The sequence below is a fragment of the Alistipes sp. cv1 genome, assembly GCF_900240235.1.
Lineage (GTDB): Bacteria > Bacteroidota > Bacteroidia > Bacteroidales > Rikenellaceae > Alistipes_A > Alistipes_A hominis.
In genome coordinates this window covers 143154-157564 of record NZ_OEPW01000002.1, presented here as the reverse complement: position 1 = coordinate 157564, position 14411 = coordinate 143154, and the positions used below count along the sequence as shown (strand labels likewise).

Genomic DNA, 14411 nt, shown 5'->3' with positions numbered 1-14411 from the left:
TTGAAAATATGGATCGGAAATTAAAAGTCATACTGAGCGGAGGAGGTACCGGAGGGCATATCTATCCGGCGGTTGCGGTGGCCGAAGCGCTGAAGCGGCGGCTCGGCGACGGCGTCGAAATCCTTTTTGTCGGCGCCGAAGGGAAGATGGAAATGGAGAAAATCCCGGAGCTGGGCTACCGGATCGAGGGGCTGCCCGTCGCGGGATTGCAGCGGCGGCTGACGCCGAAAAACCTGGCCGTTCCGTTCAAGGTCGTGCGGTCGGTGCTGCGCGCCCGGCGAATCGTCAAAAAATTCGGGGCCGACGTAGCGGTCGGCTTCGGCGGGTATACCAGCGCGCCGGTGCTGTGGTCCGCGCAGCGGATGGGAATTCCGACGCTGATTCAGGAGCAGAACTCCTATGCGGGCATGACCAATAAGATGCTGTCCTCGCGCGTCAGGCGTATCTGCGTGGCTTACGAAGGGATGGAACGCTTTTTCCCGAAAGAGAAGATCGTCCTGACGGGCAATCCGCTCCGGGGGCGTTTTTGGCGCAATCCGGATCTGCGCGCGGAGGCGCTTCGGCATTTCGGTTTGGAAGAGGGCAAGCCGGTGACGCTGGTCGTCGGCGGCAGCCTCGGTACCCGGACGCTGAACGAAATGATGAAAGCCAACGTGGATCGGATCGTTGCCGAAGGGAAGATACAGGTGATTTGGCAGACCGGTAAATATTACGAACGGGAGATGACGGAGTTTATGCAGGGGCGCTCCGACCGGGGTATCTGGCGCGGAGCTTTTATCGACCGGATGGATCTGGCCTATGCTGCGGCCGACATCGTCGTGGCGCGGGCCGGAGCCTGTACCGTTTCGGAACTGTGCCTGATCGGCCGGCCGACGATCTTCGTGCCGTCGCCGAATGTGGCCGAGGATCACCAGACCAAAAATGCGATGGCTCTCGTCGGGAAGCAGGCCGCCCGGATGATTCCCGACCGAGATGCGGTGAACGGAGTTTTTCCGGTCGTGGAGGAATTGTTGGCCGATCCGAAGCAACTCGCTGAAATGGAGCGTAATATATTGACTTTAGGGATCGGCGATTCCGCAGATCGGGTTGTGAATGAAGTTATGGATGTTGTAAACGAAAAATAATGAACTTTAGTAAAATATATTTTTTAGGAATCGGAGGGATCGGGATGAGCGCCCTGGCACGTTATTTCCTGCACGAGGGGAAACAGGTGGCCGGATACGACCGCACCGCGTCGGAACTGACCCGGGCATTGGAGTGCGAAGGAGCGACCGTTACTTATGAGGACGAGGCGGATACGATTCCGGAGCCGTTTCGGGACAAGGCCGATACGCTGGTCGTTTATACGCCGGCGATCCCGGCCGACAGCCCGCAGTTCGGATTTTTCCGGGCCGGGGGATTCGAAATCGTCAAGCGTTCGCGGATGCTCGGCGTGATGGCCGAGGGGAAATACCTGATGGCCGTCGCCGGAACGCACGGCAAGACGACGACCAGTACGATGGCCGCGTGGTTCGATCGCGAGGCCGGGGGCGGCGGCAGCGCTTTTCTCGGCGGGATCTCGAAAAATTTCGGTAGTAACCTGGTGCTCGGCCCGGGGGAACGGTTGGTCGTCGAGGCCGACGAGTTCGATCGGTCGTTTCTGCAGCTCTATCCGGACGTCGCGGTCGTGACGGCGGTCGATGCCGACCATCTCGACATTTACGGGACGCACGAAGCGGTCAAAGAGGCTTTTTCGGAGTTTGTCGGGCAGATCAGACCGGGCGGCGCGCTGATTCTCAAACAGGGGGTCGAACTGGATATCCGTAACGACCGAATCCGGGTTTACCGGTATGCATACGATACGCCCTGCGACTTTTACGCCGACCGCATCCGGCTTGAGCCGGACGGGCGGCACACGTTCGACCTTGTTTGTCCCGACCGCGTGATCCGGGATTGCACGCCGGGCGTTCCGGGATGGGTGAATGTCGAAAATTGCGTGGCGGCGGCGGCGATGCTGTGGGTGGCCGGTTTCGACGAAGCGAAGCTGCGGGTCGCGATCGCGTCGTTCAGCGGCGTGAAGCGCCGGTTTGATTTTTACGTCAATACGCCGAAGCATATTTATATGGACGATTACGCGCACCATCCGAACGAACTGCGGGCCGCGATCACGTCGGTCAGGGAGATGTTCCCGGCGCGGAAGCTGACGGTGGTGTTCCAGCCGCACCTGTACACCCGGACGCGCGATTTTTACCGGGAGTTCGCCGAGGCGTTGTCTTTGTGCGACGAGGTGTTGCTGCTGCCGATCTATCCGGCGCGCGAGGAGCCGATCGAAGGGGTGGCTTCCGAAATGCTGCTGCCGCTGATCGGTTGTCCGGCACGGGTCGTCCGCAAGGAGGATCTGACGGACGTGCTGAAATCGAAGAACCCGGAATTGCTGGTGACGTTCGGGGCGGGCGATATCGACCGCTTCTGCACGCAGATCGCCGGTTTATTCGCAGAAAAATAAGAACCCGATAAAACGGAGAATCGTGAAACGGTCGCTGGTTATCACCCTGAATCTGCTGACGTGGACGCTGCTTGCGGTCTACCTGTCGTTTTCGTTGCGATATACGTCGCAGCGGAAAAAGGAACAGTTGTGCCGGGAGGTACGGGTGACGGTGCTGGACAGCGCCGAGCGGAATTTCATTACGCCGGCGATGGTCAGGGCGTGGTTCGCAGCCGAAAAGATGAAGTTGGTCGGAACCGAACTGTCGTCGATCAATACCCTCGAACTGGAGCGTTTCGTCCGGCGGCGCGGGTTCGTCCGCACGGCCCGCGTCTACACTTCGATGGATGGGCGGCTGAACGTGGAATTGACGCAACGGCGTCCGGTGGTGCGGTTCAATACGCAAAACGGGTACAATTTCTACGTGACCGACGACGGCTATGTCCTGCCGCAGCAGCGCTATTTCGTGGTCTATGTTCCGGTGGTTACCGGTTATGTGCCGTTCCCGTTCAAACCGGACTATGTCGGCCCGCTCGACCGGTTCGCCGGAAATCCCGAAAAAAAAGTGCAGAAAAATTACTCGTTTTTGGTGAAACTGATTAATTTTGTGAAATTCGTGGATAGTGACGACTTCTGGAAAGCGTTTATCGTTCAGATTCATGTCGTCGGCTCGCAGGCCGGGGACGGGTACGATCCTGATATCGAGATCGTGCCCAGGGCGGGCGACCAGGTGATCATGCTCGGCAGCGTCGACGGTTACGAACAGAAACTGGCAAAGTTATTGAGTTTTTACCGGCATGCCGTCGCCTACGAGGGGTGGAATTGTTGTAGCTACATAAATTTGAAATATAAAGATCAGATTGTCTGCATCGAATAAACAGGAATGAAAGTGGAAAACGGGGATTATATTGTTGCAATCGATTTAGGGACGAATACCGTGGTCGCGATGATCGGCACGAAAGGCGAGGACGGCCGGATTCGGGTTATCGACCGGGAAGTTTCCGCCGTGCAGGGGGCGGGGATGATCCGCGGCGAAATCAAAAATATCGACCTGGTTTCCAGAAGCATCAAGGAGGCCGTCGATGCGATCGGAGAGCGCCAGGGAATCCGGATCACCGAAGCCTATGCCGGTATATCGGGACAGCACATCCGCAGCGTAAAGCAGCCCTATTACGTATTTGCCAGCCGCGGCGGGGAGATCCGCCAGGAGGACGTCCGCCAGTTGCACGACAGTATGCGCAACGTTCCGGCTCCCGAAGGGGAGAAAATCCTGCAGATCATTCCGCAGAACTACATTGTCGACGACGAGGAGGAGACGGCCAATCCGGTCGGGACGTTCGGCAACAAACTGGCGTCGACGTTCAACATCATATTGGGCGATTCGGTCGCGATCAACCGGTTGGAGATGGCCCTCAAACGGGTGGATATCGTTCCGCTCGGGCTTTTCCTGAATGCGATCGCTTCGGCCGAGGCCGTGCTGACGCCCGACGAAAAGGAGGAAGGAGTCGCCGTGGTGGATATCGGAGCGGGGACGACGGACGTGGTCGTTTATCAGAAAAATATCATCCGTCACGTAGGGATCATCCCGATGGGCGGCAACGTGATCAACAAGGATATCCGCTCGTACGGGATTCTCGAAAAGCATGTCGAGAACCTGAAGACCCGTTACGGGGAAGCCATGCGCGATGCGGCGCAGCCCGACAAATACATTACCACGCCGGGCCTGAGCGCGAAGGCGTCGAAAGAGATTTCGTCTCAGAATCTGGCGGCGATCATCGAGGCGAGGATGCTCGACATCATCGACTTCGTGGTCGAGGAACTGAAAAAATCCGGGTTTCAGGATCGGCTTGCCGCCGGGGTGGTGCTGACCGGAGGAGGCGCGCAGTTGAAGCATGTCGAAACCTTGTTTAAAAGTTACACCGGGATGGATGCCCGCGTAGCGGGGGCGGAGAGCACGCTCGACGGGGAGAGTCTCGAAACGGCCGGACAGCCGGCCATGGCGACTGCCGTCGGCATCCTGGCGCGGGCATTCGACGAACGGGCCCAGAACAAGACTTCCCGGTCGAAACAGCAGGTCGTTCGTCCGGCAAGGGAGGAAAAGCCGGTTACCGAGCCCGCTTCGCCGGTCAAGCGGAAGTTGAACGATTTTTACCGGAGCGGGAGCCGGCCGCACGAAGAGGAAGGCGCCGGGTTGCAGGACGACGCTTACGAACCGGAATACAAACCCAAGCGCAAGCCGGGATTGTTCTCGAAGCTCAGGGAGAAAGTGATCAACATGTTTGACGAGGAGATTGAAGATAACGAGATTTAGGTTTATCGGCGCGGGCGGATCGGTTTCGGCCCGCGTCGGTCGTAATGGAACGAGTGTGAAAAGCGTAAAAGATTTAGTATATGTCTGACGTAAAAGATATAATCGATTTTGAAATTCCGAAGCTGTCGCCTTCGATCATCATGGTTACGGGTGTCGGCGGCGGCGGTAGCAATGCCGTCAACCACATGTTCGAGCTGGAGATCGCCGACGTTTCGTTCATGGTGTGCAATACCGATCCGCAGGCGCTGCGCAACAGTCCCGTCCCGGTAAAGGTGCGTCTCGGACAGAACGGCCTGGGCGCCGGCAACAATCCGGAAAAAGGACGACAGGCGGCTTTGGAGAGCCTCGACGAGATCATCGAGATTTACAAGCGCGAAGGCACCAAGATGGTCTTCATCACGGCCGGTATGGGCGGTGGAACCGGAACCGGCGCGGCGCCGGTGATCGCCCGGGCAGCCAAGGAGCTGGGTATCCTGACGGTGGCCATCGTGACTCTTCCGTTCAAGACCGAGGGCCCGAAACGGATGCGGCAGGCCCAGCAGGGGATCGAGGAGCTGCGCGGCTGCGTCGATTCGCTGCTGCTGATCAACAACGAGAACATTCAGGAGATCTTCGGCAAGCTGACGCTGACCGAGGCGTTCGGCAAGGCCGATGATATTTTGGCTACCGCAGCCCGCGGGATCGCCGAGGTGATTACGCGCGAAAATACGGTGAACGTCGATTTCGCCGATGTGCAGACCGTGATGAGCGACAGCGGCGTAGCGTTGATGGGTTCGGGCCGCGCTTCCGGCGAAGACCGGGCGATGAAGGTGGCCAACATGGCGCTGGAGTCCCCGTTGCTGAACCACAACGACATCGCCGGGGCGAAAAATATCTTGATCAACATCACCTCGGGCGACGAAGAGATCACGCTCGAGGAGACCTATATGATTACCGAGTACATTCAGGAACGCGCCGGGAACAACGCCGATATTATTTGGGGAGCCGGTAAGGACGACGCTCTCGGACAGGATATCGAGGTGACGATCATCGCGACCGGATTCGATTATGCGCAGATGAACATGGTCAGCTATTCGCCTCTGCAGGATTACAAGGATTCGCTTCGCAAGGCGAACGTTCGCGGCGAGTCGGAGAACGATGCGGTTGCCGGCGAACCGGTTGTCGAGTCGCCCGAACCGGCCGAAAAACCGGCGTTCGTGCCGCATGAGCCGTCCGTGCGTCCGGTGTCCGCCGCGCCGGGGGGGCAGCCCGATGCCGCCCGCCGGATCGTGCCGAACCGTCCCGTCCCGGTTCCGCCGAGACCGCAGCCCAAACCGTTCAGCGCGCCGGTTTCGCAACCTGCCATCGAATCCAAGAAGGACGAAGGTTCCGATATCGATATCGAAGAACTGGAGAACCGTCCCGCCTTCGTTCGTCGGAATATCAAGTTCGTCAAAGACACTTCGGCGGAAGGTAACCGCAGTGCGAGGGTCGTGTTGAAAGACGATTCCGCACAGCAGAGCGACAAGGGGCAGAGCAGTTCGTTGTTTGACTAAGCCGTTCCGGTTATGGATCGGGCCGGCTAAATATCTGTAATTTTGACAGCGTGTTTTATCCAGGCCGTGACGTTCAACCCGTTTACGCTGCAGGATTCCGTGATCCTGCTGATCGTAATTCTGTTGCTGGGCGTTTCGGCGTCGGTTTCGGCTTCTGAAACCGCTTTTTTCTCCCTTTCGCCGCGGGATGTCATCCGGCTGAAGAACAGCCCGGATCGTAGGAGCAATGCGATCCTGCGGTTGCTGTCGGCGGACGAGTATCTGTTGGCGACGATTCTGGTCGTCAATAACCTGGTCAATATCTGCATCGTGATCCTGTCCAACGGACTGATCGACTCGCTGGTCGGGTTCGCCGGCGCCGCGGGGCTGGAGTTCGTCGTGAAGATGGTGATCGTTACGTTCCTGTTGCTGCTGTTCGGAGAGATCATGCCGAAAATCCTCGCATCGTACCATCCGGTGCGTATCGCGCGGATGATGGCCGTACCGTTGCTGTTGCTCAAGGCGCTGTTCAGGCCGGTTTCGTTCCTGCTGATTCGTTCGGGCGGTTATATCAACCGGAGCGTGACGCGGAAGCGGGAGAACATTTCGATCGACGAACTGTCGAATGCGATCGAGATGACCTCCGGACAGAGCGCCGAGGAGAAGCGGATGCTGTCCGAGATCGTGGATTTCGTTCATACCGAAGTGGTGGAGATCATGAAACCCCGTCTGGACATCGTTTCGCTCGACATCGAGGCCGATTTCGATCGGGTGCGCGAGACGATCGTTTCGTCCGGTTTCTCGCGGATTCCCGTCTACGAAGAGAGTATCGATCATATCAAAGGGGTGCTATATGTAAAAGATATGCTGTCGTATGTCTCGCACGAGCGGGATTTCGAGTGGCAGAATCTGATCCGCAAGCCTTATTTCGTGCCGGAGCACAAGAAAATCAACGAATTGCTCGAGGAGTTCCGGGACAGTAAGATCCACATGGCGATCGTGGTCGACGAGTACGGTTCCACGATGGGGTTGCTGTCGTTGGAAGATATCCTGGAGGAGATCGTCGGCGAAATTTCGGACGAATCCGACCGCGATCAGGCTTTTTATACGAAGCTCTCTCCGAATACGTACCTGTTCGACGGTAAAACCCATATCAATGATTTCCTCGAAGTGTTGGAATTGGACGACGATTATCTCGACGCCATGAAAGGCGGCGCGGAGACGATCGCCGGGCTGATGCTGGAGATCCGGAAGGATTTTCTGCACCGGGGCGAAACGCTGACCTGCCGCGATCTGGTTCTGCAAGTCGAAGAGATGGACGGCAGACGGATCGATAAGATTAAGGTTACGGTGGTTTCTTCCGGAACAGGTAATCTGTAAGGGGGTGTATTTCTGTATATTAAAATTTATACTTCATTAATATTTGTTATTGTTTTTTATAAAACTAAGGAATACGCCCATGAAATACGTTTGCTTGTTTGCCGTTTTATGGCTGGGGGCCGGCCGGTTGGCCGCGCAGTCCGGTTACCAGCCCGCGCCGGAGAATCTCCGCAGCCGGGAAGCGTTTCAGGATAGCCGTTTCGGGATGTTTATCCATTGGGGCATTTACAGTATGCTTGGCGACGGCGAATGGGCGATGACGAACAAAAACATCGATTGCCGCGAGTATGCGAAACTGGCGGGAGGATTTTACCCGTCGAAATTCGATGCGAAGGCGTGGGTGCAGGCAGCTAAAGATGCCGGCATGAAATACATCTGCATTACCTCGCGCCATCACGACGGTTTCTCGATGTTCGGCACCCGGTATTCGGATTACAACATCGTCGAAGCCACCCCTTACGGACGGGACGTTGTCAGGGAACTGGCGAAAGAGTGCCGCAAACAGGGGATCCGGCTGCATTTCTATTATTCATTGCTCGACTGGACGCGCGAAGATTACTATCCGTTGGGCACTACGGGGCAGGGTACCGGGCGTACGGCTCACGGGGATTGGAACGATTACCTCGGTTTCATGAATAACCAACTGACCGAACTGCTGACCGGGTACGGGCCGGTCGGAGCCGTTTGGTTCGACGGTTGGTGGGACAAGGCGGATGCCGACTGGCAACTGGATAAAATTTACGCGACGATCCACCGGTTGCAACCCGGCTGTTTGGTCGGGAACAATCACCATCGCGAACCGTTCCCCGGAGAGGATTTTCAAGCGTTCGAGCAGGATCTTCCGGGACAGAATACCGCCGGGCACTCGGCTGGGCAGACGATCAGCGCCTTGCCGCTGGAAACCTGCGCGACGATGAACGGGACATGGGGTTACAGCATTACCGACCGGAACTATAAGTCGGTCGCTGCGTTGATCCATCTGCTGGTCAATGCCGCCGGACGTAACGCTAATCTGTTGCTGAACGTCGGCCCGCAGCCGGACGGCGAGATACCGCAGGCTTCCCTCGAAAGGCTCCGGGAAGTCGGCCGGTGGATGAAAACTTACGGGGAGACCGTCTACGGAACCCGGGCCGGAGAGATCGCTCCCGGTGCGTGGGGCGTTTCCACCCGCAAAGGCGACCGGCTCTTCGTGCATGTTCTCCGACGCGACGGCGATACGCTTTCCCTGCCGCTGACCGGCGGTGTCGTCCGTTCGGCCGTTCGTTTTGCGGATCGGGCGGAAGTGCCTTTTTCGGTGGCCACAGACTCCGTGTCGCTGGATTTGTCCGGGATACCGGCCGACGAAATCGACAGCGTGATCGAGTTATCCGTACGGCGGTGAATGAAAAAGTTCCGCTCGAGGCGAGACGATATTCTTTTTTAAGTTTTATAGTGTCGGGACGGATTCGTAACGGGGGGAGACTCCTGCCGCCTGTCGCAGCATCCTCCGGAACGTCCGGTATCATAATGCTTGGGCGACGATTTCCGCAAGATCGTAAACAGGCATCGAATTGCCCCGGGCGATCCCTTTCTTACACAGCGGGCAGGCCGTGACGACCGCATCGGCCCCGGTGGCGGCAAAGGCTGCCGCGACGCTTTCGCCGATTTTCCGCTGTCCGTCGTCGTTGATGGCGATGTTCGCCAGGCTCGAACCGCAGCAGAGCGCTTTTTCACGATTTTCGGCCACTTCGGTCAGCCGACCGACTGCGGCGATCACTTCGCGCGGAGCGTCGTAAATGCCCGAACCGCGTCCCAGCTCGCAGGGGTCGTGGTAGGTGAAATTCAGGTCGCCGATTTTCGGGTCGATCCGGTGCGCTTTCAACAATCGCTGGATGTACTCCGAATGGTGCAGCACCTCGATGCCTTCCAGCCGGTAGTCTTCGCGGAAAACGCGCAGGCAGATCGGACACGAAGTAACCAGCGTTTCGATGCCGTGCTGGCGGAAAAGTTCCGTATTGTATTCCATCATTTTCCGTGCGGCGTCCACTTCGCCCGAGAGCTTCAGCGGTCTGCCGCAGCATACGCCCCCCTCTTTGTCGGCCCACCACACTTCATCGCCGGACGCTTTGAAAATGTCGTCCATCGCGCGGAGGATCTTCGGGGTCAGCAGCGTCATGCAGCCGGCGAAGTAGCCGACTTTGCCGTTTCCCTGCGAACGGTCGATTCCCCGGATATATCCGTAACGGTTTTCGCCGACCGGTACGGCCGTCCGCTGGCGGCTGTTCAGCCGCAGCGTATTTTGTTCGATGCCGACCGGGCAGGCCTGTTCGCAGCGACCGCACATCAAGCAGTTGTTGGCCACCGCATCGGTCAGGTTGCCGCTCCGCAGGTCGCGCAGGAAGTAGACCGACTGCACGCCGTTGATCCCGGCGGCCCGTTGCAACTGGCAGGGGTCGATGCAGATGCCGCAGCGCGAGCAGGCGTTGGTCTGGAAATGGTCGTAGCTCGACGGTTTTTCTTTGCTGCGCAGCCCCGCGTTTCGTAGGAAAATCAGCGGAATCTCGGTAAAAATATGCATATAGCGCGAGAACGGCAGCGCGACGAAAAAGACGCCCAGCGTGATCGAGTAGAACCACCAGGTCGGCAGTTCGCCGGCCATCAGCACGTCGGGCGGCAGTATGCGGGCCAGCAGTTCGCCGGTCGAATTGGTCAGGAAGCTGCCGCAGCCGACTCCCGGGGGAATCAGGTGGTGCTCTTCGCCGAGCGCCCATACGATGCCGCCGAATTTCCAGATTACGCCGCTGGTCATGCTCTCGGCCAGCAGCCGGGCCGGGAAGATCAGCCACAGCGCCGACAGGGCGATCCGGTCGCCCGGCGTATGCCGGGTCGTTCGGCGCATACCCATCATCCGCGAACGGATTCGTTTGAACAGCGCCAGGCCGATACCGATCAGGATCAGCAGCAGCAGCGCGTCTTTGATCAGCGAGAAATTGAAATTATGCTCGAAAATAGGGTGTACGTAATAAGAGAAGAAGATATCGACGTACAGCGGAACGTTTTCGCCCTTGAAGTAGACCAGCGTTTCGATCCAGCCGGTCAGGATCAACAGAAACCATCCCAGCGCGAAACTGGTGTGCATGTAACCCAGCAGTTTGTTGGTGCGCCATATCTTGCGGTGCAGCAGCGATTCGCTGATAACCTCCCCGACCGAGCGGAACGTCGAGCGGGTGAACAGCGACCGGACGAACAGACGGCGCTCCGCCGCGGTCAGTCCGACGAACCAGCCGATATATTTATACAGAAGCGTTACCAGCAGGAAGAAGGCTCCCAGCCAGAACGGCAAGACGAATAGTCTGAAATGCTCCATGTTTTATTCCGATAACGGTGCACGCGGTGCCGCGTGCGGTTGTTTACAACTTCGTTTTTCTTCGTCCGGGTTCGCGGAAACGGTCCGTTACTTTTCGGGCACCTCTTTTTTCAGAGTCAGCACCAATTGCCGGATGTTGATTCCGCGCGGGCAGACCAGCCGGCATTTGCCGCACAGCATACATTTGGCCAGTTCTTCGCGGATGCCGCGGTATTCGCCGCGCCGCACCAGCGTTTGCAGTTTACGCACGTTGAACTTGGTCAGATTGCCGGCCGTACAGGTCGCCGTACAGTTGCCGCACGCGATGCAGGTCTGTAGTTCCGGATGTTCGGCCAGCAGCCGGCGGGAGTACTGCATGTCGTTGCGGTCGATGTCTACGCCGCGCGTTTGGCTGATGGAAAATCCCCAGTTCATGGCGTTATTCTTTTAGCGATTCGGCCACCCGGTGTGCGGCGGCGACGGCTTCGTTGATCGACTCCCCGATGTTTTTCGGCGCCGTGATCGTTCCGGCATAGAAGATATGCGGCGACCCCGAGTCGACGCTTCCGGTAAACTGATCTTTCGGCTTGACGAATCCGCTGGGGTATAGGTCGACGCCGTTGCAGCGGCTCCACTGCAGGTTGCATGCTCCGGCTTTCATGCCGACGATCAGCACCAGCATGTCGACGGTCATTTTCAGCGGCAGGCCGATCAGCGTGTCTTCGGCCTTGATCTGCACTCGGTTGTCGATCGTTTGGCTCGCCTCGGAGATGCGGCCGCGGATGAAATGGATATTGAACTCCTGCTGCGCCTGCCGGTAGAGTTCCTCGTAGCCGGGGCCGAACATTCGCATGTCCATGTAAAAGCTGTATACCTCGGCGTCGGGGATCGCCTGTTTCATTTCGATCGCCTGTTTGACGCCGGTGATGCAGCAGACCCGCGAGCAGTGGCGCTGGTTCACCTTCTCGTCGCGCGATCCGACGCAATGCAGAAAGGCGATCGTCTTCGGTATCCGGCCGTCGGCCGTGCGGATGCCGCCGTTGCGGAACATCCGTTCGACGTCTACCGTCGTATATACGTTGTCGTAGATTTTATAACCGTACTCCTCTTTCAGTTCGGCCGGGAAAAGGTCGAAACCCGAAGTGACGACCACCGCGTCGGAGCGAAGCCGGGTGCCGTCGTTCAGCGTTACGTTTTTACCCTCCTGTCCGATCTCCTTCACCTCCCGGGACGTGAGGATTTCGGCGCCGGAAGCGTCGACCTGTTCGCGAAGCGATCCGAGTACTTCGCTCGCGGGGGTCATGGTCGGAAAGAGCCGGTCCCAGCGGTTCAACTTGCCGCCGATCGTCTCCTCTCTCTCGATAATCACCGGGCTGATGCCCAGTTTGCTGAGCGTAATGGCCGTCTGCATACCTGCGACGCCTCCGCCGATGATAATTACCTTTTTTCCCATAATCCGTTACAGTATGTTTTTCGTGTAGCTTCCGATCGCCGCGGGGGCCGGTTGCCCGATGTATTTTCCATTTTTGCCGAGGTATTTCGCCGACGGGTCGTACTGGACGCCCATCTTGTCGAGCAGCGGTTCGACGGCAACCTGATGCATCTGCATACCGAGTTCCCAGGGATCGTATCCGAGCACCAGCCCGGCCAACTCTTCGTAGGTCAGCACGGGGATGCCGCGGTTGTCCTGCCCGTAAAACGTTCCCTCCATTTCGGAGATCGTGTATTGCCATTTGTCGAGGAACATCGCGCAGCCCGGGCAGTTGGCCAGGATGAAGTCGGGCTTATACGGGGCCATCGATTCGAACTTTTTCTTGGAGTTGGCGACCGAATAGCCGCGGTTGGCCATCACCAGGTAATTGCGGAATCCGAATCCGCAGCAGTGCCGCCGCTCCGGATAGTCGACCACTTCGCCGCCCCACGCCTCAATCATTCCGGCCAGCACGTACGGGAATTCCGATCCGCCGATACCGACCTTCGGGAAAATCTTCGCATAGTGGCAGCCGATGTGTTCGACGCCGCGCAGCGGTTTTCCGGTTTCGACGTTGACCAATTTGTGTTTGGCTTTCGCGGCGATCTCTTCGCGGTGGTGGAAAATCACGTCGGACGTGTGCGCCAGGTTTTTCGGCTTTTTGAATTCGCGGCCGGTAGCTTTATAAAGGTAGTCGCGGGCCTTCTCTTCCAGTTCCGGGAAGTCGTGCCACATTTCGAGCGCTTCGGAATAGATGCCGAACGACGTGATGCACGACGGGACGAAATTCTCGTACCCCGATTCGGTCATCAGCGAGAACTGCCGCGCCACGACCGTCATGATCGTTTCGAGCGGCACGATGTCGGTATGGTAGCCGATGCCGGTGCAGGAGGTGTGACGCGGGTCTTCGTGGATGTCCCGACCCAGGTCGTTGCGCAGGATATTTAAAAAGGCCGCTTCCGATCCGGGAAAAAAATTCTGCCGGATGCAGCTGCGCGCATAGTAGTAATCGTTGTCGGCGATCTGTTTCTGATACTCTTTCCAGGGTGTTTTCATCGCGTTCGTTTTTTGTTTCGGCCTCTTATTTTCCGGAGTGTTGGCCGCTGTTAGTCGTGAATACGTCGTGGAAATAGTCGTCCCCGGCTTTTTCGTATCCCATTTCCTTCGCTTTTTTATCCGAGCACGTTTCGATGTTCTCGAAAAAACGCATACCCCCGGTCACTTCGAAAATGCTGCGGATCTCCTCCATGCTGCGGTCGTCGATCTTGCGTCCGGCTCCGACGCCTACCTTGCAGTAGTTGTCGCCGAAACGTTCGAAGACGTCTTTGTCGTTGTCGTGGATCCACCGCCATACCGGCCCCTGTTCGGGATGTAGATCCGGATCGACGAAATTCGGCTTGACGCAGTAACCCGACGTCAGGATATTCTGCCCGATGGTGCGTTTGATGGCCAGTTGCTGGCGTCCTTTCTCGGACTCGGTGAAGAAACCGAGTTTTTGCGACAGCGTGCGCAGCGACTGGATGATATATCCGGGCGTATTGCCGCGCGGGCAGCGCGGGCGGCACGACATGCACTCCCCGCAGTACCAGATCGTATCGCTTTTGAGCAGCTTTTCGATGGCGTCGTCGTCCTTGGTTTGCACCATGTTGACGATCTGGCGCGGGTCGTAGTTGTAAAACTCGGCCGCGGGGCAGACTCCCGTACAGATCCCGCAGTTCATGCAGGCCGTCAGGCCCTCTTTCATGCGGACATCCTCCATCAGCATATCGAAATATTTCCCCATAACTCTTGTCCGATAACGTGCATATTTTTACACGTAACAAATTTACATCCAATGTGTAGCACGGAACAGAGAGGATAGACCTATTTTGAATGGGTATAAATACTTAATTTTTCGCCGCGTTCGTCCCGATCGGACGATTCGGGGCGCGGTACGGCCTGGGGGA

General features: G+C 57.7%; 12 protein-coding genes. 7 read left to right on the top strand and 5 right to left on the bottom strand.

Annotated features, from left to right (window positions below):
• Window positions 1–8 precede the first annotated feature (8 nt).
• The 7 genes from murG to C1A08_RS05010 all read left to right on the top strand — a co-directional run bounded on the left by murG (window position 9) and on the right by C1A08_RS05010 (window position 9050).
• Window positions 9–1124 (top strand): undecaprenyldiphospho-muramoylpentapeptide beta-N-acetylglucosaminyltransferase, encoded by a 1116-nt coding sequence (gene murG, locus C1A08_RS05040; RefSeq protein ID WP_101571825.1) that lies wholly within the window; start codon window positions 9–11, stop codon window positions 1122–1124.
• Entirely contained in the window at window positions 1124–2485 is a 1362-nt protein-coding gene (gene murC, locus C1A08_RS05035) for a UDP-N-acetylmuramate--L-alanine ligase (protein WP_101571823.1), read from the top strand. Before murG ends, murC begins: the two co-directional genes overlap by 1 nt.
• 22 nt (window positions 2486–2507) lie before the next feature.
• Window positions 2508–3341 (top strand): cell division protein FtsQ/DivIB, encoded by an 834-nt coding sequence (locus C1A08_RS05030; protein WP_055202627.1) that lies wholly within the window; start codon window positions 2508–2510, stop codon window positions 3339–3341.
• 6 nt (window positions 3342–3347) lie between these two features.
• Entirely contained in the window at window positions 3348–4775 is a 1428-nt protein-coding gene (gene ftsA, locus C1A08_RS05025; protein WP_101571821.1) for a cell division protein FtsA, read from the top strand.
• A gap of 80 nt (window positions 4776–4855) precedes the next feature.
• Window positions 4856–6310, top strand: a complete 1455-nt coding sequence (gene ftsZ, locus C1A08_RS05020) for a cell division protein FtsZ (RefSeq protein WP_101571819.1) — start codon at window positions 4856–4858, stop codon at window positions 6308–6310.
• 42 nt (window positions 6311–6352) lie between these two features.
• Window positions 6353–7669: a gliding motility-associated protein GldE gene (gene gldE, locus C1A08_RS05015; RefSeq protein WP_101571817.1), complete on the top strand. Its 1317-nt coding sequence runs from the start codon at window positions 6353–6355 to the stop codon at window positions 7667–7669.
• Between the two features lie 79 nt (window positions 7670–7748).
• On the top strand, window positions 7749–9050 hold the full coding sequence (locus C1A08_RS05010) for an alpha-L-fucosidase (protein WP_101571815.1): 1302 nt from the start codon (window positions 7749–7751) through the stop codon (window positions 9048–9050).
• A 120-nt stretch (window positions 9051–9170) separates the two neighbouring features.
• On the opposite strand, the gene C1A08_RS05005 is transcribed toward C1A08_RS05010, so the two are convergent.
• The 5 genes from C1A08_RS05005 to C1A08_RS04985 form a co-directional block, all read right to left on the bottom strand.
• On the bottom strand, window positions 9171–11015 hold the full coding sequence (locus tag C1A08_RS05005; protein ID WP_101571814.1) for a (Fe-S)-binding protein: 1845 nt from the start codon (window positions 11013–11015) through the stop codon (window positions 9171–9173).
• Window positions 11016–11102: 87 nt separating this feature from the next.
• The gene (locus tag C1A08_RS05000) at window positions 11103–11429 is read right to left on the bottom strand and encodes a 4Fe-4S dicluster domain-containing protein (RefSeq protein WP_055202614.1); all 327 of its coding nucleotides are present in this window, start codon (window positions 11427–11429) and stop codon (window positions 11103–11105) included.
• 4 nt (window positions 11430–11433) lie between these two features.
• Window positions 11434–12447: an FAD-dependent oxidoreductase gene (locus tag C1A08_RS04995; RefSeq protein WP_055202612.1), complete on the bottom strand. Its 1014-nt coding sequence runs from the start codon at window positions 12445–12447 to the stop codon at window positions 11434–11436.
• 6 nt (window positions 12448–12453) lie between these two features.
• Window positions 12454–13521 (bottom strand): CoB--CoM heterodisulfide reductase iron-sulfur subunit B family protein, encoded by a 1068-nt coding sequence (locus tag C1A08_RS04990; RefSeq protein WP_055202610.1) that lies wholly within the window; start codon window positions 13519–13521, stop codon window positions 12454–12456.
• A 25-nt stretch (window positions 13522–13546) separates the two neighbouring features.
• A complete protein-coding gene (locus tag C1A08_RS04985) occupies window positions 13547–14248 on the bottom strand; it encodes a 4Fe-4S dicluster domain-containing protein (RefSeq protein WP_055202609.1) in 702 nt (233 codons plus the stop codon).
• Window positions 14249–14411 lie beyond the last annotated feature (163 nt).

What these genes read in the sequence shown, in the direction of transcription:
- murG (WP_101571825.1), top strand. Translation starts at nt 9, where the DNA reads ATGGATCGGAAATTAAAAGTCATACTGAGCGGAGGAGGTACCGGAGGG.
- murC (WP_101571823.1), top strand. Translation starts at nt 1,124, where the DNA reads ATGAACTTTAGTAAAATATATTTTTTAGGAATCGGAGGGATCGGGATG.
- ftsA (WP_101571821.1), top strand. Translation starts at nt 3,348, where the DNA reads ATGAAAGTGGAAAACGGGGATTATATTGTTGCAATCGATTTAGGGACG.
- ftsZ (WP_101571819.1), top strand. Translation starts at nt 4,856, where the DNA reads ATGTCTGACGTAAAAGATATAATCGATTTTGAAATTCCGAAGCTGTCG.
- C1A08_RS05010 (WP_101571815.1), top strand. Translation starts at nt 7,749, where the DNA reads ATGAAATACGTTTGCTTGTTTGCCGTTTTATGGCTGGGGGCCGGCCGG.
- C1A08_RS05005 (WP_101571814.1), bottom strand. Translation starts at nt 11,015, where the DNA reads ATGGAGCATTTCAGACTATTCGTCTTGCCGTTCTGGCTGGGAGCCTTC.
- C1A08_RS05000 (WP_055202614.1), bottom strand. Translation starts at nt 11,429, where the DNA reads ATGAACTGGGGATTTTCCATCAGCCAAACGCGCGGCGTAGACATCGAC.
- C1A08_RS04995 (WP_055202612.1), bottom strand. Translation starts at nt 12,447, where the DNA reads ATGGGAAAAAAGGTAATTATCATCGGCGGAGGCGTCGCAGGTATGCAG.
- C1A08_RS04990 (WP_055202610.1), bottom strand. Translation starts at nt 13,521, where the DNA reads ATGAAAACACCCTGGAAAGAGTATCAGAAACAGATCGCCGACAACGAT.
- C1A08_RS04985 (WP_055202609.1), bottom strand. Translation starts at nt 14,248, where the DNA reads ATGGGGAAATATTTCGATATGCTGATGGAGGATGTCCGCATGAAAGAG.